Here is an 18,635-nt window from a genome sequence, read left to right on the forward strand (position 1 = left end):
GTCGGGAAGCTAGAGCTTCCTGAACAGGTTACCCAAGCTGGAGCTTGGGTAACAGGATTAGATTGATACTGGGCCCCACCATCCAATTTTCAAATCCGGCGATTATTTTTAGCCTAATCAAAATTGGCTTCTAATTTGCATATTCCTTTTTAATATTATGGAAATTACGAGACCGATCGATATGAACAATGCGCTTCCCGGTTACGAAACCCATCCCAACGATATCGAGCAAATGATGGCACTATTTGCACCGTCTTTGACGATCGATAAACAGCTATTGGATTTGATCGAATCATTTAGCCGGCAAGGCAAGATGCTACCTTTCTTTCTATTGATCAAAGTCGTCGAGCAAGTACCGGTCGCCATATCGATCACCGACAAAAAAGCCAACATCCTCTATATTAACGAAGCCTTTACCGAAACCACCGGCTACCACCCCGCGGAAATCCTCGGACGTAACGAATCCGAATTATCGGCCAAATCGACGCCCCGCCAGGTCTATTACGATTTGTGGCACACGATCACCCGCAAAAAAATCTGGCGCGGCCGTTTGATCAACAAAAATAAAAACGGAGCCCCATATCTTGCAGAGCTTACGATCGCGCCCATGCAGGACGAACAGGGAAAAATCACGCATTACATCGGCATGCACCGGGATATCACCCAAACACACGCCGCCGAACAAAAGTTAATCAATCAGAAGCAATTGATCGAATCGGTGATCAATGCATCGCCGGTAGCGATGGTGGTCATCGACAAGAGCGATCGCGTCGTCCTGGATAACCAAGTATATAAAATGATGATCAGCGATCTGGGCTTGACCGAACCTGTGTTGTTTTTTTTGAAGTTATTACGCCAGGACATTGGCGATCTATGGCAATACGCGGCCCGAAAGGAACGCGGTTTCGTCAACAGAGAGCTTCGAATCGAAGGCATCGACAAGCGCGGGACACGTTGGTACGCATGCTCCGGTAACTGGTTCGCCGAAAAGGAAACCGGCGCCGACGCATTTTTTTCCGGCGAAACCAAAGATTATTTACTGCTCAGTTTCAGCGATATCACGCAACAGCGCCGCCAGCAGGAGGAATTGCACCTGCAGAATCTGCGCACCATCATGGCCGAGGAAGAACAAATCCGTAGCATCCGGGAAACCTTACTCGGTGCGATGCACCAAATTAGGCAACCGTTGAATCAAATTAGTGCAGCAATCAACATCATGAGTCATCGCAACGATATTCAAAACCAACCGTTGAGAGAACTGCTCGAACAAGTCGGTACGAAAGGCGAAGAAACTCTGGAAACCTTACAGCGATGCATTCCCGAAATCCCGGAAACCGCCGTGATTCCGGTCAATTTGAACCAAATTCTGCATGAGGTCGTGGAGCTGAGTAGCTATAAGCTTCTGGCCAACGGGATCGTCATCGATTGGCGGCCCAGTTCGATGCTGCCTTCGGTATTGGGTTCGGAAAACAAGCTACGCATGCTATTCAAACAATTAATCGATAACGCGATAGAAGCGATGAACCGCGCAGGGAGCCGCGAACGTTTCATTGCTATTGCAACGCATGTCGACAACGATCGAGTCAATGTGTCGATTGAAGATACCGGCCCAGGTATCCATCCGGACCAGCGCATCAAGGTATTTCAACCTTTTTACACGACCCGCCCGATGGGCACGATCAAGGCAGGCATGGGTTTAGTCATGGTCCAGGAAATCGTCAATCAACATAAAGCCGGCATCGAAATCGATCCGAATTACGATCAAGGTTGCCGATTTAAAATCGGTTTTCCAATCTATCGAAACGCTAAAACCAAACGATAAGTCATGTCCGAACGTCTGCTATTAGTCGAGTCCGAACTGGATACGCTGTTTTTAGTCAGCCAACTGTTGAACAGCACCCGGGATTTACGCGATAAATTGCGGGGTATCCTTGAAATATTACATAAACGCAACGGCTTGAACTTCGGCATGATCACATTGCGTGAAGTCGATGACGACAGCATGAGCATCTGCGAAGTATATGGCGACAACATCGATAAGTCGGTGCGTTATCAGCCCGGGGAAGGACTGGTCGGTGCGATACTGGACGAAGGCAGCACGATTGTGGTCGACAGAATCACCGACGAGCCGCGTTTCTTGAGCCGCCTGGGCGTCTACAATCCCGACTTGCCCTTCATCGGCTCTCCGTTGGCCGTGGACCAAGGCGAGGTCGTAGGTATTCTAGCCGCACAACCGGCCGAAGCGAGTTTTCTCGGAGAGAAGGCTCGCTTTCTCGAGATGGTCGCGAACCTGATCGCGCAAAGCGTCAATTCGCTCAGGGCGATCGAGCGGAAACAAGATCAATTGACCAACGAGCGCGATTATCTAAAACAGGAACTAGTCAAAAACTACCGTTTCGAAAACATCATCGGCCACTCCGAACCAATGCTCAGGGTATTCGACATCATCCGGCAGGTCGCGAAATGGAACACGACCGTGCTGATACGCGGCGAGTCGGGCACCGGCAAGGAAGTCGTCGCAAACGCGATTCATTTCAACTCGGCCTGCGCGAACGGCCCGTTTTTGAAATTGAATTGCGCGGCCCTGCCCGACACTTTGCTCGAATCCGAACTGTTCGGCCACGAGAAAGGCGCGTTCAGCGGCGCGATCGGTCAGCGCAAGGGGCGTTTCGAACTCGCCGACAACGGCACCTTGTTTCTCGACGAAATCGGCGAAATTTCGGCCTCGTTCCAAGCCAAATTATTACGGGTGCTGCAAGAGGGCGAGTTCGAACGTGTCGGCGGCGTTAAAACCTTAAAAGTGCATGTACGGGTAATCGCCGCAACGAACCGCAATCTAGAAGAAGAGGTCGCCGAAGGACGGTTTCGCGAGGATTTGTATTACCGGCTCAATGTCATGCCGCTTAATATGCCGGCGCTACGTGAACGTATCGAAGATATTCCCGAATTGGCACAATTTTTACTCAAACGTATTTCCAAACAACAAGCCGGACGGTCGCTCGAAATCAAAGAAAGTGCGATTCGTATCTTGATGAAGCATCATTGGCCCGGCAATGTCCGGGAATTGGAAAACCGGCTCGAACGCGCCGCGATCATGAGTCAGGACGGCATCATCGACCGCGAGGTGATCGCCGGCACCGGTTTGGAAAGCGAAATCGGCATTACGCTAGCACCGCAGCCTGTCCGTAGCATGGATTTACTCGATGAAAACCTGGACGAACGCGAACGCGTCATCGCCGCACTCGAACAAAGCGGCTGGGTGCAAGCCAAAGCGGCGCGCCTGCTCGACATGACGCCAAGACAAATCGCTTACCGAATTCAAACGCTCAAAATTCATGTAAAGCAGATTTGAATTCGGTTAACGAAACAAGCAAAATCCCTTTTACGCAACCGATGCCGACCATTGCCGAGCATTGCCACAGTGCCAATTTAACCGGCCTGTCGACCGAATGTATCGCTAGCGTCGTATTTAACGAACACCCCAAACCACTGCATATCGCCGGAACCCGAGAAGCCGCTTCGGGCCTTTTCGAACTCTTGGCGAAACAATCGGCGCCCGAGACATGCGGCCGTCTGTTTCAAGACTATATGTGCGTCGTATTCGGCTTCGAAACCGAGCAGCGCTTAGGGGGCGACGTAACGGGAGGGCGGCGTTACCGCAATAGCTATTTGCGCTTGATACAGGATTGGGGAATGGACTCGAACAATGCACAGGCTGCGGTTTTCAAAGGTTGGGTCGAAAGCCGTTTCGGTTTGTTTCCGTCCTATCACAAGCAACCCATTACCGGCTTCGGCACGAAGGCCTGGATCGGCTATATCGAAGAAAAGATGAACAGCCGATATCACAATAACTGCATCTATATGCAATTGGACCTGCTCTACGAATATTGTCAATGGATCATCGAACGATTCCGCTTTCCGGCTGCAGGACATAAGACGCTGTATCGAGGGGTCGACTCGCTGGACGATTGCATCATCCGGCATGAAACCAAACACGATAAAATCGTGCGTTTTAACAATCTGGTATCGTTTACCGACAGTCCCGGCACCGCCGGCGAATTCGGAGCATATATTCTGAAGACCGAAGTACCGATGGTAAAATTGATTTTTTTCAACGACCTACTGCCCCGCCATGCCTTACGCGGCGAAGCGGAATATTTGGCAATCGGCGGCGCTTACCGGGTCCGGGTAAGTCATTGAGGCGAACTAAGGATACGGTAAAAAAATAACTCCCCTAAATGTTTCTTACGCCTTGTGCATATCCCGCACAAGTTTATCGTTCCCATGCTCTGCGTCACTGCCATTAAGTTAAGCCGTTCATGGTGAGCCTGTCGAACCATGGACGGCTTAACTTATCGACCCAGGATTTTTCCATTCACCCTTCGACAGGCTCAGGGCGAACGGAAAAATCCTTAACTTAATGGCAGTGATGCTCTGCGTGGGAATGCCGCCTTAGACGCTCCGCGTCGACAGCGGCGGGTAGGTAGATTGAGAGACTTTAGGGAATGTATTTCGTTAGCTCTTGCTTGTTTTACCGATCACTGGGGACGCAGAGCGTCCCGGGATGCATTCCCACGCTGAGCGTAGGAACGATGATATATCAGGAAGTTATTTGTTATGAAACCCTAAAATGATTAACGAGTCTTTACTGGACCGCGTATTGGGCGCATATCTGGGTTTCGCCTGCGGGGATGCGCTTGGTGCGACGGTCGAGTTCATGTCTCCGAAACAGATCCAACGGCGTTACGGCGTGCACCGCGACATCATCGGCGGCGGCTGGCTTGCGCTCGAACCCGGCCAAGTCACCGACGAAACGCAAATGTCGCTTGCGCTGGGGCAAGCGATTATCGATCATCGAGGCTGGAACCTAAAAGCGGTCGCGGACAATTTCGTTGCTTGGCTCGAATCCGACCCGCCCGATATCGGCAATACCTGCAGACGCGGACTCGAACGCTACCGAAAAACAGGGGAATTGTCAGGCCCGCCGCGCGAAGACGATGCCGGCAACGGCGGATGCATGCGCAATCTCCCGGTCGTACTGGCAACGCTGAACCAGCCCGATCGCCTCGATAATTGGACACTCGAGCAATGTCATCTCACGCACAACCATCCGTTGTCCGATGAAGCGACCTTAGCCCTCGGGCGCATGACCGGACAATTACTTAACGGTGAAAGCGTCGATACCTGTTTACGCACGGCGGAAAAGCTGATTTCCGAAAATCCGGAATTCGCTTATCGTCCTTACCCCGGCAAATCATCGGCCTATATTGTCGATACCGTACAAACAGTTTTGCATTGTTTTTTCAATAGCGAAGATTTCGAATCCTGCTTGATCGCAACAGTTAATCAAGGCGGAGACTCAGATACCACCGGCGCGCTGGCTGGAATGCTTGCAGGCGCGCGATACGGAGTGCAAAACATTCCTAAGCGTTGGCTGAACCGTTTGGATGCCAAAGTCGCCGAGGCCATACATACCCAAACAAATGAACTGATCGATATTGCGCAATTCCTTTAACCAGCCCCTTGAAGCGGCGAATTGACCCAAGCCATCCGGCTTTATGCATCGGCCTTAAAGCGCTTACGTTCTTCGGCACTGCGGCCCAGAGCTTTTGCCAGCCAGGGCGGCGGTGCGTCGAACACCCTTTGAAATTCTACGAGCTGATCCGGCGCTTCGGCGACATCGGGCACTTTGATTGGATAGACATCGGCACGGATCACTTTCGCGGCGGCCGGTCCGCCGATCGACTGCACGAACAGCACATGGCAATCCTTGATTAAATTCGCGCGAAACAGGTTTTTATCGTCGGAACTGTCGGCCTCGACGGTCGACCGAATATCGATCAAACGGTATTCATCGCGCGACAATTGGTAAATCAAAAAACGGATGCAGGAACCGAAATGACCGTTGAGAGTCACTCCGGAATTCGATGCGACCGCCACACGGATCGACTCTGAAAGATCGCCGTCGCGGTAGGGTTGGATTTCCGGCAGATTTTCATCCTCGCCCTCCTCGCCCCATAAATAACGCACCGCAAGTTTGATATTAGCCAGACCGATGCCGATATCTTCGCCGTCCTCCTCTCCGTCGAGACTGCCGATGCCGGTTTTGAGATTGGTCACGGTAATCGCCTTGAGCTTATCGTCATCAAGAGGAGAGCCGACTTTATCGTGCAGGATACCGATCAGCGTCGGAACATCGACGCCGGGCAGCACTCTCGATGCCAATGCGATGCGTAATGCGTGTTCACGGGATATTTGAGTCATAATCACGAACCTTCAAGACGGAAGTTGTTGATAATATTCTTTCCAACCGGCGAATCCGCCGGACAGACTGTAGACATCGGAAAAGCCGAAATCGCAGAACATTTCCGCGACATGCTCGCTGGCATGGCCGTAATAGCAATAGATTAAAACCGGCCGCCGTTTGTCGCCTTTCAAGATCAACGTTTCGCGCAGCCGCTCATGCAGATGCATCGCCTCGCCGATATGTCCGGCGCGGTAATCCTTGAGCTCGCGGCAATCGAGAATCAGCGGCGTACGCGATTCGATCAGCCTTTCGGCCTCGCCGGCTGCGATGGGCTTGAACTTTTTCATATCACACCGGGCCTACTGCGTCTTCCTTAACGACTTCGATCGTTTGCGTCAGCGCGTCTTCATAAGTAAGGCTCGGCGCCTTGCCGACAAAACCTTTCGCCGCCTCGAAGACCGTGATGACCTTATCTTCGGCGCACTGCCCCTTCAAGTCGGATTTTTCGATGTAAAGCAGATCCAGCAAATCGTTCCAGACTAGACCGCCCTTATACGGATAACAATGAAACACGAAGCCGTCGCGTTCGATTCGCATCTCGGTTTCAATGTTTTCGACCAGAAACAGCAACAGCGATTCGACTGTCAAGGCCGACCTGTATTTGTCGATGAAGAGCGGCAAATGTTCGAGCCGGTACAACAAGCCGCTTGCAAACAAGATCGTCGCGGCATCGGCCAACAGGTTGGCATGCCTGATAACGAGCTCCGGCGGCTTGCGGTCGGTCGCCGAGCCTTCGCGCAGCGCCCCTTCGATCAGTACCAAATCGCCGCGAAACGCGCTGACGCCGGCAGTCCCGGTCTTGCCAAGTACCGAAGTCACCGTTAACAACCCTTGTTTATTGTAATGATCTAACAACATTGACTGGTCTCCGTTAAGGAATTATTAAAAATGCGGAAAGCTTTAAAGCATCTTAAGCAGAGACCATGCCTATTTAAATTTTTAATTGATTATCAATTGATTGAATCTACTTTACCGACCCGAACGGGTTAAATTTGTTTTAAAAATAACATTCAAGCGAATCGATTTTTTCCGGTTTGTCGTATTGACGACAATGCATAGTGAGCACAGCCATTAAGTTAAGCCATCACAGAAATAAGTAATGCTTGCATTCAGGCTCTAATGTGCCTCAAAAGCTTGCCATCCATGGCACTGGATTCCGCCAATCCATGGCGGAATGACGGGCTTCCCTTAACTTAATGGCAGTGATGCATAGTGAGGCGGCAACTTGCCTGAGGCCGGTTTCGTGCGTTCTTCGAGATCTTACGAGCTACAAACAATAGAGCTACAAACAATCGGCCAGCAGTTTTAAAGGATGGATAACTTTTACGGTAGGACTCGATTCAGCCGAATTCAGATACAAGGCGCAGCCGAAATTCGCGCTCACGACGACATCCGGCGCAGCCGATGCGATGGCTTGAAGTTTCATATCCCGCAAACGTGCGGCATTCTCGGGATGCGTCAGCATGTAGGCACCGCCGGCACCGCAACATACATCAGTACCGGATAACGGCTGAACATCGATGCCGGGAATTTTTTGCAACAATGCATAAACCGATTGCTGATTTTTGAGAACGTTGCGCTGACTGCAAGGTTCATGTACTGCAACTTTAAGGTAACATGACTTCAAACGAAGCCGGTCCGGCCAATGTTGCAGTAAAAAATCGTTGATATCGAAAAGGCGCTCGTGAAATTCAACTCCTGGCTCATCATCTTGCGGGTATTCGTCGAGCATCGCGCCGCAGCCGGTTGCGATGAAAACAACCGCATCGATATCGAGCGCAGCAAAAGCCTCTCGGTTACGCCAAATGAAATCAGGTACGGATTGCTGTTTGCCGTTGTGTTGGTGTATTGCACCGCAGCAGGTTTGTCCTTTCGGTACTAATACTTCGTAGCCGATGGCGTTCAGCAACTCGGTCGCGGCATTTACAGTTTCACGGTCGAACGATTCCGACAAGCAACCGGTAAACAACGCGACTTTGCCTAAAATTTCCTTTTTTGCCGGATACCGATCAGCCATTCCCGAAAAAGAAGGTAGGCGCGACAAGCCGTCTGCTTCAACAAGATTCAGCATTTTTAATAAACCGCTACGCCGGACAAGATTTTGCAGTCCGGAGTGGATATAAAACGCGATCGGCGGAATCAGCGCACGGCGCAATTGTTTCGATTCGATGAGTGTGAAGGCCAAAGCCGCCAAAACTTTGTTCCGGCGGCCTTCGCTCAAAACCGCTTGCGCACTATCAAATAGCCGGCCGTAGGCCATTCGGCTCGGACACGCCATTTCGCAAGCCCGGCATTGCAGGCAGCTATTCAAATGCACCAATTCCGAAGCGCTAACGGTCTCGCCGCCTACAAGAATCTTTTCGATCGTTCTTATGCGTGCGCGCGGCGATTCTTCGTTGAGCTGAAAAAGTTTGTAGGTCGGACATTGGCCGACGCACATTCCGCATCGCATGCATTCGGCCGCATCCGGAATATAGGGGCCTTTGCCGCCTGAATACTCCGGGCAAACATCTTCGGATTCGAAATACTCGAACAAAGTTACGACTCCATCACCTGCTCATAGGCGCGCCGGAGCAATCCCAATTCCGCAGGAGGCCTGCCGCGTAACGATCCTAGCGGTTTGAGCGCACAGCCTTTGGCTTGCATCAACGAGTGCGGAGGGTCGAGGCGGTCGAAACGCGCCATGAAGACGGTAATGACGCCTCCCGGAGTATCGACATACTCCTTGAAACCGGGTTCGGTCAACAGTAGACCGGCAGGCAATTCTAAGCGGTCTCCGACCGCATTGACCAGCACCGACGGATGTCTAGCGATCTTATTCGGGGCCGTTTGTTTATCTTCCAACATGCTCGAAAGAACAGGCAATGATCCGGGAAAACAAACCGTTCCGTCGGCTTGCTGTGCAAACAGGATCAGCGCACTGATATCGCCTTTGTAATAAAGCAGCAGACGGCAATCGTTAAATTCGTTAATGATATCGTTCATCCGTTCGCACCTTTCTTGTTCGTTCGGTCCCATAATCGTTTGAATCCGGAGTCGAGATGAGATAACCTGGCATTAACACGGTCCAAAGTCTGCCACTCTTGAAAACGCGCCGTATTACCTCTTTCATACCACTGCTCCATGGCTTTCGTCAGCCCGGATTTTTCGGCATAGCATTCGGCGATCTGCGTCTTCAGCCACGCCAAGCTATTTCGATCGGACAGTTCGGCGACGCGGTAGCGAAGACCGTTGCCGAAAATCCTGACGCCTCCGCCTTGCGCCGCCGTCTCGAATAGCCTGTCCGCATCGGTCACCTCGATACCTGCCAGATAATCGATGCCGAATTCATGCCAATGCGGAAGCCACGGCACGGTCGGCCCCATTAGCACGGTGACGGCACTCGCCGACAATTCGGCGAGCCTCGGAAAAGTCTTGTTCGGAATCGAACTGCCGGTCAAAAAAACCCAATCGGCTTTCGACAAGACATATTCGGAGGCCGCCGCAGGGAAGTCGCCTGGACCGGGATTCAATTCCAATACCGTCAAATCCAATTGCTCTCGGTACAGTTCAAGCCCCGGATACCGACCCACGACCGCGACTTTTTTATCGCGTAGTTGCGGTAGGAAATAATCGAAAACCGCGAGATTTTCCCGCCCGGGAGCAGCATCGAGCGGTTCCGACTCCGGCAAGGGCCGAGCGTTGATGCAACAATTGACCGCTGACATCGCCAGGCAGGCTTGATAGGGATCCCACGACATGAGACCGGCGGCCAGTTCGCTCAAGGGTTTGCCGGTCAAAGCGCCTGCCCACGGCAAGGTTCGCGTCGGCACGCCGGGACTCATGCATAATCCTGCGTTATCGCTTTGACTCTCGCGGCAGACAGTCCACACCAAGCCGATCGTCAAGCTACCTACCGTAGATCCGCCGGAGCAATAATCCAACAGCATTTCATAAATTCGCCGGGGATCGTCCATGCTGATCAACGCGCCATCGCCAGAATCTGAGCTTCGGTCTTGATCTGCCCTTTCCGGCCCCAAGCGTTCATCGTATCGATAAAATAATCGAGCTTGACAGGGTGAGGTTTCAGCACATCGTATTCGGCATAAAAGCCGCCGTCGCCGTGAAATTGAATTTGCCCGACACGCTGTTTTTGGGCATCGAACCAATACCCGACCAAGTCATCATGCCGGCTATAGGGGTCGGTGACCAGCCGGAATTCGGCCTGGTCGAAAACCGGAAATCCTACCGGACCGTGATTCTCGGCGAAGCCTAATTTCCGTATCGACTCGCCAATCGCTCGGCATATAGCCTCGCCGAATTCGCGCTGCTCTTCGATTCTTTGCGAAAGCGTTGCCATGACTACACCTGATCCAATGCCGAAGCCAAATCGCTGATAACCGAAACGCCCGACCGGTCTTCCGGATCCAAGTCGCTGATCACCGATAGGATCACCCGAGCCTCCGTGTCCTGACCGCTTCGTAATTTGATGAAAGCCAGCGCCTTCAGCGAGTACAAATAAAAATGCGTGATGCCGTTCGCATAGAGATTCCATTTTTCTTTTTCGCGCGCCAAGCGTTTGTAATCGGCGGGGAAACGCCCCTGCCGTGCGGCTTCTTCCAACCCGGCCAACGCCGCCTGTTCGGCATCGGCCAAGCGCGCCCGGTAAAAATAGAATTTGTACAATGCGAAATAGGTATCGAGACAGTGACAATTCAGCCGGCGGGCTTCGATAAACAGCCTCTCGGCTTCCGCCTCATCGAGCCGGCTCGCCGCTACCGCGGCCTGTAACAGCGCATTGACCGGCGCCGGAATATCCGGGCTGAAAATGACGCGCTCTTCGAACGCCCCGGCCATCGCTACCAAACCTCGGCGGGAACTTGCAATTCGGCGACCGGCGTGCCGCCGAGCAGATGTTCGTCGATGATGGTCTTCACGTCTTCCTTATTGACCTTTCCGTACATCACGCCTTCGGGATAGACCAACACGCTCGGCCCCATCATGCAGGGCCCCATGCAGCCGGTATTGGTCAGAGCGATTTTGTCGAACAGATTACGGTTTTGTATTTCGTTCATGAATTCATTGATGACGTCGCTGCAACCGCTCGCGGCGCAGGAACCGCGCGGATGGCCTTGCGGCCGGTTTTGCGTACAGACGAAAACGTGTTTATCGGGTCTTGGCATGGCTGTCGCTCCTTTCACTATTTAAAAACTATCGTAGGGTACCCTTCGCGTACCTTTATATCTGTGTCCGACACAAAAACCTGGAAGGAGGTGCGCGATGCGCACCCTACACATGAATTTGCCGTTCGACGACCAATTCCAGCAAAGCCTGTGCGCCGATGCGATCTTTGACATCCATTTCGACCAGTTTTTCGAATATGCTCCGGCTCAAATCCAGGTTACCGAGACGCATGTGCAAAAAACCGATCGACTTCAGCGTAAACAAATACAATCTGACCCGGGTCAAACTCGCCGACGGAACCGAACCGAGCAAGCCGATGTTCAATTGCTGCCAGTCCTCTGGAAACGCAAGGCCCGCACGAATGATCGCCAAGGCTTTTTCCGAAATCAGCAGCGCCTCGGTCAGCCGGTGCCGGTAGTAATAAAAGCGGTTCAACGCGACCAGCACGTTCAACGATTCCGGCGCGCGCAGATAGGCCTGAAGCAACGGCAATTCGCCGTCTCCGCTGCCGTAGGATTCGGCTGCCTCTTTTATCAAAGTCCGGACCTCAAGAGGGTCCTCACGCTCAAAATAGAGATCCTGAGCATCGAAATCGAGCAGATCCATTAGGCAGCCTCCGTTTCGGGATGACAAACCGAATCCGCATCGCAGGTTTTGCAGTGCTTGTCACTGAGCTTTTCTTGCCGGGCCTCGAGCTGATCGATGCGCTCTAGTAAACAATTGATAGCCTTGCCGACCGGATCGGGCACCAGATGATGATCGAGATCAATGCCGTTCGGATTCTGAATCTTGACCCCCTTTCTCTGAATCACGCGCCCGGGAATGCCGACCACGGTACAGCAATGCGGAACATCCTTGACTACGACCGAGTTCGCTCCAACGCGTACATTGTTGCCAAGCGTGATCGCACCGAGCACCTTCGCGCCGGCGCCGATCAGCACATTGTTGCCTAGGGTCGGATGGCGCTTGACTTTGTTCCATGACGTACCGCCCAAAGTCACGCCGTGATACAGCGTCACATCGTCGCCGATGACCGTTGTTTCGCCAATTACGACGCCTGCACCGTGGTCGATGAAGAAGCGCCGACCTATCGTAGCGCCGGGATGTATATCGACATGCGTAAACCAACGTGTGAAAGCCGACAGAATGCGTGCCGACAAATACCATCCCGACCGCCAAAGACGATGACTGACCCGATGCAACAACACCGCATGCACACCGGGATAGGCGAGCAACACTTCGATTCGGCTGCGCGCTGCAGGATCGCGGGCAAAAACACAGGCGACATCTTCGCGCCATTGCCGCAACAGTCCGATTTCCTCAATCACAGCACTGTCCGGTATCACGGCAACCATTACAACAGGCTCCAGCCGGTCCGGCCGGGAACCGGCGTTCCGGGGACTCTGAAAAAACTGCCCGGATTAGCATCGTCCTGCTCATGAATTTCCTCGCGAGCGACCCGCTCGACTTCGGTTTCGGGTTCGGTACGTTTCTGTTCGTAGTTTTCGCTCATGACACACCTCACACGGTTTGTAAAAAAATATCCAATTCGACTGCCAGCGGTATCCGTTTATTTCGACTGACAAACTGCCTCACCAACGGCAGTACGCTCGCCGCTTGTCTTCTGTTTAACGTGATGCCTAGTTGCCGATAGGCGTGAATCACGCCCTGCGTACCGGAATGCTTGCCCAGAACCAATTGATGACAGCGGCCCACCACCGTCGGATCGATGCCCTGATAATTGTTTAAATCCTTTAACAATCCGTCGACATGGATGCCTGCCTCATGGCTAAATACTGCACTACCGATCAAACTCTTACGCGTACCAATCGTATCGCCTGACGCTTCGGCGACCATAGTCGACAAGTCCGGAAAATTGCTCAGGTCGATACCGGTTTCGATACCGTACAATTGCCGTAAACCGACGACGACTTCCTCAAGCGCAGCATTTCCGGCCCGCTCGCCCAAGCCGTTGACGGTAGTATTCAAATGCGTCGCCCCTGCCACGGCTGCCGCCAATGTATTGGCCGTCGCCAAGCCTAAATCGTCGTGGGCATGCATTTCGATATCGAGATCAGTCGCGGCGCGCAATCTTCGAATAGCCTCTAACACGCCAAACGGTTCCATCACACCGACCGTATCGGCGAAACGGATTCGCTCTGCCCCCGCGCTTTGCGCGGTTTCGGCAAATCGCGCCAGAAAATCCGGATCGGCACGCGAGGCGTCTTCGGCGCCGACACAGACATTCAAACCTAAATCCCTAGCTTTTACGACCATTCGCTCTATCGTTTTTAAGACCCAAGTCCGGCTTCTTTTCAATTTATGCCGGATATGCTGATCTGATGCCGAAATCGACAAGTCGACCAGGTCGGCATTCAAGTCCCGGCATAAACGCAAATCGTCTTCGCGCATGCGTGACCAAACCACCATCCGGCACGGCAGATTCAACGCCGTAATCGCGCGTATTTCATCACGCTCTTGCCCGCCCATCGCCGGAATGCCGATTTCGAGTTCCGGCACGCCCATACATGCTAATCGCCGAGCGATTTCCAGCTTCTCCTCGAGCGAAAACGCAACGCCGGCCGACTGCTCGCCGTCTCTGAGTGTCGTGTCGTCGATGACGATGCTGCGGGAACGTTGGTTCATGGGTCGATCTCGTAAACGCCGATGTCAATTGTCTATTCGGATACGAATAGCGCCTTTACAAGTCATTAAGCAAATCGCTTGCCAACTAATGAAGCATCGTTAATCAAGGGTTTGGGGAGAGGATTGGCGGGCTGCCGACATAATTATGCGGCATAACGATGATGAATTGTCGTAAATGCTACATTCGAAATGACGCGTGCTAAGCCGACTGGGAAAATCGGATACAATGATGATCTTTCACGACCGTTCTCACCGAGGATTGCCACGATGCCCGCAATAAGAAGCGCCTTATTGTCATGTCTATTAATAACGGGCTGTGTCTCGACCGACGCCGTTTTGATTACACCGCAGGGCGGACAGCAAGCGTCTTGTTTGCAATTTTATCAAGACCTTGATGTCGCCGTTTTCGCAAATGACGCCGAGGATACCGGCGAAATGCGGATTCCCGGCTTTCCCTATCTTCGCGGCAATCGTTTTTTTGCTTCATTTGCCGGTGCGTCAATGTCCGATTCGGCTTACGCGCAGTGGCTCGAACAAATGCGGCAACTGGATGAGAACGCGAGGTTGGCGGAATTCGCCGCGAGACGCGGCCGCCGGTATAACTTCCCGCTTGCCGGCGGGTTCGTCGTTTCGGCAAAGGCTCAACGAATGCGGCCTCGCACTGGTCGGTTCGGATTCTTTTAAAAAACCCAAATACAAAACCGAATTAGCCGATCGAGTCGCGGTGCCCGACCATTACCGAACTTGGCAACGAGTTGCCGGAGCCTACCCGCTGCTGCGCTGGTTCGCCGGGATTGCGCTCGACGACTTGCACAATGAATTAAACGCCCCCTTTCAACTGCCGATCGAGCAAATTCCGGTGTCCGGCAAACCGGTCCGCTACGCGCCGTCCCGAACTGCGTCGATGACTCGGCAAGAAGCAGCCGATAGATTCGCCAAAGCCTACCGCTACCCGCTGCAAATTCCGCTGTTCGAAACTGAGCTACTTGATATCCTGTTCGCGCAATTCGCACCGGTCTGGGAAATCGACACGCGCAACGAAACCGATCTAATCGGCACCGTGACGCTCGATGCGGACGGCAAACCGTCGATCGACACCGGAAAACCGGCGGTCTACGTCAAACACGCCTATACACGTTTTCACGGCGAAAATTTGTTGCAGTTGATTTATCAAGTCTGGATGCCGGCGCGCGAAAAAACGGGGACATTCGATCTTTACGGCGGCGAGTTGGACAGCGTGATTTGGCGCGTCACATTGAACAGCAAAGGCCTACCGATCGCCTACGACAGCATTCATGCCTGCGGCTGTTATTACAAACTGTTTCCTGCAAACGGCTTCATCGCATTACCAAACGCAGACGGAACGGAAGCCGTGTTATCGCCGAAACGAATATCGGTTAATCCCTACGAAAAACGCTTGCTGCTACGCTTGTCGAACAGAACGCATTATCTGCAGCAGGTATCGGTTGCCGGTGCCGAAAACGCCGCTTCGTATCGCTTCGAACCTTACGACCACTTGCGATCGCTGCCTATCGGCAACAACGAACGGCGCAATCTGTTCGGGCCCGAAGGCATTATCGAGGTCAGCCGCAGAGCCGAAAGATTCCTGTTATGGCCTTTCGGCGTGGAGAGCCCCGGAGCGATGCGCCAATGGGGCAGCCATGCGATAGCTTTCGTCGGCCGAAGACATTTCGACGATGCGTTCTTACTGGAACAATTGATCGCTCAGGAAAAATGATATCTGTATTTACTCCCTTATTACTCAAAATTAACTGATTTTATAAAGGTGTGGGGTGCTTGCGTTTATGAAACACCACCTAATCTGAAACAGATGGGCGGCAAAAACCGATCCATACCCGCCTCTTAATTTAGATGTTTAACTGTCGCTTGAGTTGGTCATTGCGGTCATTCAAAACGTGGTTTCGGTATTATCCCGATCGGTTTGTCATGAATGAAATGCAGGCTATACAGTTTAGAAAATCTAGCTTTGAAGTCGCATTATTGACATTTGAGCAGGAAAAAACGTATGTTAGCCCGGTCGGGACAATAACTTGTTATGTTTTTGGGAGAATATGGACGCACATCAAAGTAAGGCCCTGAGGCAGAAGTATTCCTCAGCATTAATGTCCAACCACAAATGGCGAAAGCTATTTTTGGTCATGGCGAAGCACGGTTCGGATTTTTCCGGTATTGAGTATCGGTTTACCGATACAGACAATGTGTTGTTCGGTCATGCTCCATCACCGCAGCAAGTCTGGGAAACAGCAATCGATGACCCTGTTGAGGGTGCTGGTGGCCCAGTTGAATACAAGCACATTGAATCGGTATTCATTCCGTTCAAGTACTCGTACCGTCTCCATGAAAGGGCTTCTTTACAAGAGCGTGCGCTTAATGTTGGCGCCTTTCTTAGGGCTTTAGAGAGGGTTGGAACATTTCCGATAACAGAGACTGAGAAAGGTATAGTCATCCATGGCTACAAAACATAACCAGGCCATGCACCGGATGCCAAAAACTCTGCTCCGCGCCGTTTTTGCCACCGGTGATGGCGGGCGTTATGCAACAAAATGATTGCAATAGGCACACGTTGTGCTAAATTTTAAGCATGAATCACTTCGCTTGGAACTCAGAGAAGAATGAGCAGCTAATTCGGGAACGGGGTATATCGTTCGAGAGAGTTATCTATCACATTGAGAATGAAGGGCTTTTGGATGTGGTGAAGCACCCGAATCCTGCAAAATATCCGAAGCAGCGTATGTTCATAGTCAACATCGAAAACTATGCCTACCTTGTGCCATTCGTTGAAAACGAAACAGAGTTCTTCCTGAAAACCATCATTCCAAGCAGGAAGGCCACAAAGAAATATATCGAGGTGAATGATGAATAAGTTATCCCGGGAAGAGAAGGAACTACTTCAGTCTTATGAAGCTGATGAGTGGGTTTCAGTTGCAAGCCCTGATGAAATTAATAAATATAAGGCTGCAGCAAAAAACACCTTCAGGAAAGACAAGCGTGTAAATATTCGAATGTCAGAATTGGATTTAGAGTTGTTGCAGGAAAAAGCTCTGATTGAAGGTTTACCATATCAAACATTAATGTCTAGCATCCTACATAAATATGTAACGGGTCGGCTAGTAGATAAAAATGCATAGCAAGGCCGTAAACACGGACGCATTTTTCGTTCGTTACGCTCACTACAAAAGCGCCGGTTACAGATTGTCTGGCGAATAACCGCAGCCTCACACCACTCTGAATACTTTCATTATCCTGGGTGATGAGTATCGTCATGATCGTTAGGTTATTTTCTGAGATAAACACCGGAACCTTCGACTTTTTTCAACTTGGATTCCAATCCTTTCACAGAGTCGGCGGAGATGAACATATAGTCTTGCGACAAACCGGAGTTATCGATGAACGATAAAACTTGTTCGTCGACTTTTGCCTGCGTCTGCCAAAATTTCGGTTTGATTCGGTAAGCGATCACATAGCAAGGATATTCCGGCATGTATTTGACCGATTTTTGCACCAGATACACCTTCGCAATGACCGGATACCGATCGAAATAGTCGACAAAATCGGCGACGATGTCGGGGTCTAGGCCGTGAGGAATGAATTCGTCGGATTCCAGAATCAGCGATCTCTCTTCCTGCGCGGAATTACGCAGATATTCATAATTTTCCAAGCGCTCGTAAAAAGGCTCGGCTTCTTGTTCACGCCCTGCATCGCTATAAAACTCGATCGCGTAGCGGCACAGATTGGGCAAATATTCGGGGAATTTTTCCATCCATTTCTCAATATCCTCCAGTTGGCTTTCGTCTTTTTCAATGATCAACCGGTACCAGAAACAATTGATTGTAGCGCTTGAGTTTTCAGGATAGCGGCGCAACAGTTCCCGGTTCGCGCTATTAAAAAGTGCATAGTCGTTCAAACGGTTAGCCGCTGTAATCAGCTCGTCCAATTCGATATCGTTCAAATCTTGTATCGCCTTTTCCCGAAGCGCTTGGTATTTTTCCGACCATGAACGAAATTCATTATGGCTGACTTGCCAATTTCCCTGCGCCTCGACTTGCCACTCGTCGTTGAATCGGCAGATCAGCTTAGCCTCCATCGCGCCGAGCAACCTAGCTGCCGCGGATTCAGCCGGCGCTTGCGGAGCCTTGAATGACGCCGACAATGCCTCTAAGCGGTCGGATATCGCCGGATGGGTCGCCGAGTAATTGGTTTTTTCCTTCAATGCAAATTCCGCCGCTTCGGAAACGTTTTCAACCGAAGCAAAAAACTGCGGAACATCGGCATAAGGTCTAACGGATTGAATATCGTCTTCGTGATGACTTTTATCCCAAATCTTTCTCCAGAATACGGAGTCGAACGCTGAAAATCTTGGAAACGGAGCGCTAGCGAAGTGAAGATTTTTAGTCCCCGATAGCCGTAGCGCCGGGTGTTTTGCCGGAGTCTGCGCGACTAGCGCAGGCGGAGGCAAAATACAAGGCATCGCGACACGGCGTCAAGCCATTTGTGGGAG

Annotated in this window: 23 protein-coding genes; 9 read left to right on the forward strand and 14 right to left on the reverse strand. The window is 51.7% G+C overall.

Features of this window, described 5'->3' with window-relative positions; genetic code table 11:
- The first annotated feature begins 157 nt into the window (after window positions 1-157).
- The 4 genes from nifL (at window position 158) to draG (ending at window position 5,515) form a co-directional block, all read left to right on the forward strand.
- Window positions 158-1,822 (forward strand): nitrogen fixation negative regulator NifL, encoded by a 1,665-nt coding sequence (gene nifL / locus ACRJJO_RS14175; RefSeq protein ID WP_431066337.1) that lies wholly within the window; start codon window positions 158-160, stop codon window positions 1,820-1,822.
- 3 nt (window positions 1,823-1,825) lie between these two features.
- Window positions 1,826-3,352, forward strand: a complete 1,527-nt coding sequence (gene nifA / locus ACRJJO_RS14180; RefSeq protein WP_431066338.1) for a nif-specific transcriptional activator NifA — start codon at window positions 1,826-1,828, stop codon at window positions 3,350-3,352.
- Window positions 3,353-3,393: 41 nt separating this feature from the next.
- The gene (locus ACRJJO_RS14185) at window positions 3,394-4,200 is read left to right on the forward strand and encodes an NAD(+)--dinitrogen-reductase ADP-D-ribosyltransferase (protein WP_431066390.1); all 807 of its coding nucleotides are present in this window, start codon (window positions 3,394-3,396) and stop codon (window positions 4,198-4,200) included.
- Between the two features lie 430 nt (window positions 4,201-4,630).
- Window positions 4,631-5,515 carry an ADP-ribosyl-[dinitrogen reductase] hydrolase gene (gene draG, locus ACRJJO_RS14190; RefSeq protein ID WP_431066339.1) on the forward strand — a complete coding sequence of 295 codons (885 nt, stop codon included), beginning with the start codon at window positions 4,631-4,633 and terminating at the stop codon, window positions 5,513-5,515.
- A 41-nt stretch (window positions 5,516-5,556) separates the two neighbouring features.
- On the opposite strand, the gene ACRJJO_RS14195 is transcribed toward draG, so the two are convergent.
- From ACRJJO_RS14195 to nifV, 13 genes are all read right to left on the reverse strand, one after another.
- Window positions 5,557-6,264: a dinitrogenase iron-molybdenum cofactor biosynthesis protein gene (locus ACRJJO_RS14195; protein WP_431066340.1), complete on the reverse strand. Its 708-nt coding sequence runs from the start codon at window positions 6,262-6,264 to the stop codon at window positions 5,557-5,559.
- Between the two features lie 12 nt (window positions 6,265-6,276).
- Window positions 6,277-6,594, reverse strand: coding sequence for a rhodanese-like domain-containing protein (locus ACRJJO_RS14200; RefSeq protein ID WP_431066341.1), 318 nt, complete (start codon window positions 6,592-6,594; stop codon window positions 6,277-6,279).
- A 1-nt stretch (window position 6,595) separates the two neighbouring features.
- Window positions 6,596-7,165, reverse strand: coding sequence for a hypothetical protein (locus tag ACRJJO_RS14205; RefSeq protein WP_431066342.1), 570 nt, complete (start codon window positions 7,163-7,165; stop codon window positions 6,596-6,598).
- Between the two features lie 424 nt (window positions 7,166-7,589).
- The gene (locus ACRJJO_RS14210) at window positions 7,590-8,843 is read right to left on the reverse strand and encodes a (Fe-S)-binding protein (protein WP_431066343.1); all 1,254 of its coding nucleotides are present in this window, start codon (window positions 8,841-8,843) and stop codon (window positions 7,590-7,592) included.
- Between the two features lie 2 nt (window positions 8,844-8,845).
- Window positions 8,846-9,292 (reverse strand): hypothetical protein, encoded by a 447-nt coding sequence (locus ACRJJO_RS14215; protein WP_431066344.1) that lies wholly within the window; start codon window positions 9,290-9,292, stop codon window positions 8,846-8,848.
- Window positions 9,289-10,263, reverse strand: a complete 975-nt coding sequence (locus ACRJJO_RS14220; RefSeq protein WP_431066345.1) for a Rossmann-like domain-containing protein — start codon at window positions 10,261-10,263, stop codon at window positions 9,289-9,291. The genes ACRJJO_RS14215 and ACRJJO_RS14220 overlap by 4 nt, the downstream gene beginning before the upstream one ends.
- A gap of 5 nt (window positions 10,264-10,268) precedes the next feature.
- On the reverse strand, window positions 10,269-10,646 hold the full coding sequence (locus tag ACRJJO_RS14225) for a hypothetical protein (RefSeq protein ID WP_431066346.1): 378 nt from the start codon (window positions 10,644-10,646) through the stop codon (window positions 10,269-10,271).
- Window positions 10,647-10,648: 2 nt separating this feature from the next.
- Complete coding sequence (locus tag ACRJJO_RS14230; RefSeq protein WP_431066347.1) at window positions 10,649-11,143, reverse strand: hypothetical protein; 495 nt, start codon at window positions 11,141-11,143, stop codon at window positions 10,649-10,651.
- A 2-nt stretch (window positions 11,144-11,145) separates the two neighbouring features.
- Window positions 11,146-11,469 (reverse strand): (2Fe-2S) ferredoxin domain-containing protein, encoded by a 324-nt coding sequence (locus ACRJJO_RS14235; RefSeq protein ID WP_431066348.1) that lies wholly within the window; start codon window positions 11,467-11,469, stop codon window positions 11,146-11,148.
- Window positions 11,470-11,575: 106 nt separating this feature from the next.
- Window positions 11,576-12,076, reverse strand: coding sequence for a hypothetical protein (locus ACRJJO_RS14240; protein WP_431066349.1), 501 nt, complete (start codon window positions 12,074-12,076; stop codon window positions 11,576-11,578).
- A complete protein-coding gene (cysE, locus tag ACRJJO_RS14245; protein WP_431066350.1) occupies window positions 12,076-12,825 on the reverse strand; it encodes a serine O-acetyltransferase in 750 nt (249 codons plus the stop codon). Before cysE ends, ACRJJO_RS14240 begins: the two co-directional genes overlap by 1 nt.
- Window positions 12,825-12,983, reverse strand: a complete 159-nt coding sequence (locus ACRJJO_RS14250) for a hypothetical protein (RefSeq protein WP_431066351.1) — start codon at window positions 12,981-12,983, stop codon at window positions 12,825-12,827. The genes cysE and ACRJJO_RS14250 overlap by 1 nt, the downstream gene beginning before the upstream one ends.
- A gap of 8 nt (window positions 12,984-12,991) precedes the next feature.
- Window positions 12,992-14,116, reverse strand: coding sequence for a homocitrate synthase (nifV, locus tag ACRJJO_RS14255; protein ID WP_431066352.1), 1,125 nt, complete (start codon window positions 14,114-14,116; stop codon window positions 12,992-12,994).
- 267 nt (window positions 14,117-14,383) lie between these two features.
- Here nifV and ACRJJO_RS14260 point away from each other — a divergent pair, with 267 nt between their 5' ends.
- The 5 genes from ACRJJO_RS14260 to ACRJJO_RS14280 all read left to right on the forward strand — a co-directional run bounded on the left by ACRJJO_RS14260 (window position 14,384) and on the right by ACRJJO_RS14280 (window position 17,265).
- The gene (locus ACRJJO_RS14260; protein ID WP_431066353.1) at window positions 14,384-14,800 is read left to right on the forward strand and encodes a hypothetical protein; all 417 of its coding nucleotides are present in this window, start codon (window positions 14,384-14,386) and stop codon (window positions 14,798-14,800) included.
- Window positions 14,727-15,854, forward strand: coding sequence for a hypothetical protein (locus ACRJJO_RS14265; RefSeq protein WP_431066354.1), 1,128 nt, complete (start codon window positions 14,727-14,729; stop codon window positions 15,852-15,854). The genes ACRJJO_RS14260 and ACRJJO_RS14265 overlap by 74 nt, the downstream gene beginning before the upstream one ends.
- 334 nt (window positions 15,855-16,188) lie before the next feature.
- A complete protein-coding gene (locus tag ACRJJO_RS14270; RefSeq protein WP_431066355.1) occupies window positions 16,189-16,602 on the forward strand; it encodes a hypothetical protein in 414 nt (137 codons plus the stop codon).
- Between the two features lie 116 nt (window positions 16,603-16,718).
- Window positions 16,719-17,000 (forward strand): BrnT family toxin, encoded by a 282-nt coding sequence (locus tag ACRJJO_RS14275; protein ID WP_431066356.1) that lies wholly within the window; start codon window positions 16,719-16,721, stop codon window positions 16,998-17,000.
- Entirely contained in the window at window positions 16,993-17,265 is a 273-nt protein-coding gene (locus ACRJJO_RS14280; RefSeq protein WP_431066357.1) for an antitoxin, read from the forward strand. The genes ACRJJO_RS14275 and ACRJJO_RS14280 overlap by 8 nt, the downstream gene beginning before the upstream one ends.
- A 146-nt stretch (window positions 17,266-17,411) precedes the next feature.
- On the opposite strand, the gene ACRJJO_RS14285 is transcribed toward ACRJJO_RS14280, so the two are convergent.
- The gene (locus ACRJJO_RS14285; protein WP_431066358.1) at window positions 17,412-18,605 is read right to left on the reverse strand and encodes a hypothetical protein; all 1,194 of its coding nucleotides are present in this window, start codon (window positions 18,603-18,605) and stop codon (window positions 17,412-17,414) included.
- Window positions 18,606-18,635 lie beyond the last annotated feature (30 nt).

The sequence above is a fragment of the Methylotuvimicrobium sp. genome (assembly GCF_050611805.1).
GTDB lineage: Bacteria > Pseudomonadota > Gammaproteobacteria > Methylococcales > Methylomonadaceae > Methylotuvimicrobium.

What these genes read in the sequence shown, in the direction of transcription:
- ACRJJO_RS14260 (WP_431066353.1), top strand. Translation starts at nt 14,384, where the DNA reads ATGCCCGCAATAAGAAGCGCCTTATTGTCATGTCTATTAATAACGGGC.
- nifA (WP_431066338.1), top strand. Translation starts at nt 1,826, where the DNA reads ATGTCCGAACGTCTGCTATTAGTCGAGTCCGAACTGGATACGCTGTTT.
- nifL (WP_431066337.1), top strand. Translation starts at nt 158, where the DNA reads ATGGAAATTACGAGACCGATCGATATGAACAATGCGCTTCCCGGTTAC.
- ACRJJO_RS14280 (WP_431066357.1), top strand. Translation starts at nt 16,993, where the DNA reads ATGAATAAGTTATCCCGGGAAGAGAAGGAACTACTTCAGTCTTATGAA.
- ACRJJO_RS14240 (WP_431066349.1), bottom strand. Translation starts at nt 12,076, where the DNA reads ATGGATCTGCTCGATTTCGATGCTCAGGATCTCTATTTTGAGCGTGAG.
- ACRJJO_RS14275 (WP_431066356.1), top strand. Translation starts at nt 16,719, where the DNA reads ATGAATCACTTCGCTTGGAACTCAGAGAAGAATGAGCAGCTAATTCGG.
- ACRJJO_RS14185 (WP_431066390.1), top strand. Translation starts at nt 3,394, where the DNA reads ATGCCGACCATTGCCGAGCATTGCCACAGTGCCAATTTAACCGGCCTG.
- ACRJJO_RS14195 (WP_431066340.1), bottom strand. Translation starts at nt 6,264, where the DNA reads ATGACTCAAATATCCCGTGAACACGCATTACGCATCGCATTGGCATCG.
- nifV (WP_431066352.1), bottom strand. Translation starts at nt 14,116, where the DNA reads ATGAACCAACGTTCCCGCAGCATCGTCATCGACGACACGACACTCAGA.
- ACRJJO_RS14220 (WP_431066345.1), bottom strand. Translation starts at nt 10,263, where the DNA reads ATGGACGATCCCCGGCGAATTTATGAAATGCTGTTGGATTATTGCTCC.
- ACRJJO_RS14230 (WP_431066347.1), bottom strand. Translation starts at nt 11,143, where the DNA reads ATGGCCGGGGCGTTCGAAGAGCGCGTCATTTTCAGCCCGGATATTCCG.
- ACRJJO_RS14285 (WP_431066358.1), bottom strand. Translation starts at nt 18,605, where the DNA reads ATGCCTTGTATTTTGCCTCCGCCTGCGCTAGTCGCGCAGACTCCGGCA.
- ACRJJO_RS14270 (WP_431066355.1), top strand. Translation starts at nt 16,189, where the DNA reads ATGGACGCACATCAAAGTAAGGCCCTGAGGCAGAAGTATTCCTCAGCA.
- ACRJJO_RS14250 (WP_431066351.1), bottom strand. Translation starts at nt 12,983, where the DNA reads ATGAGCGAAAACTACGAACAGAAACGTACCGAACCCGAAACCGAAGTC.
- ACRJJO_RS14200 (WP_431066341.1), bottom strand. Translation starts at nt 6,594, where the DNA reads ATGAAAAAGTTCAAGCCCATCGCAGCCGGCGAGGCCGAAAGGCTGATC.
- ACRJJO_RS14215 (WP_431066344.1), bottom strand. Translation starts at nt 9,292, where the DNA reads ATGAACGATATCATTAACGAATTTAACGATTGCCGTCTGCTGCTTTAT.
- cysE (WP_431066350.1), bottom strand. Translation starts at nt 12,825, where the DNA reads ATGGTTGCCGTGATACCGGACAGTGCTGTGATTGAGGAAATCGGACTG.
- ACRJJO_RS14205 (WP_431066342.1), bottom strand. Translation starts at nt 7,165, where the DNA reads ATGTTGTTAGATCATTACAATAAACAAGGGTTGTTAACGGTGACTTCG.
- draG (WP_431066339.1), top strand. Translation starts at nt 4,631, where the DNA reads ATGATTAACGAGTCTTTACTGGACCGCGTATTGGGCGCATATCTGGGT.
- ACRJJO_RS14235 (WP_431066348.1), bottom strand. Translation starts at nt 11,469, where the DNA reads ATGCCAAGACCCGATAAACACGTTTTCGTCTGTACGCAAAACCGGCCG.
- ACRJJO_RS14225 (WP_431066346.1), bottom strand. Translation starts at nt 10,646, where the DNA reads ATGGCAACGCTTTCGCAAAGAATCGAAGAGCAGCGCGAATTCGGCGAG.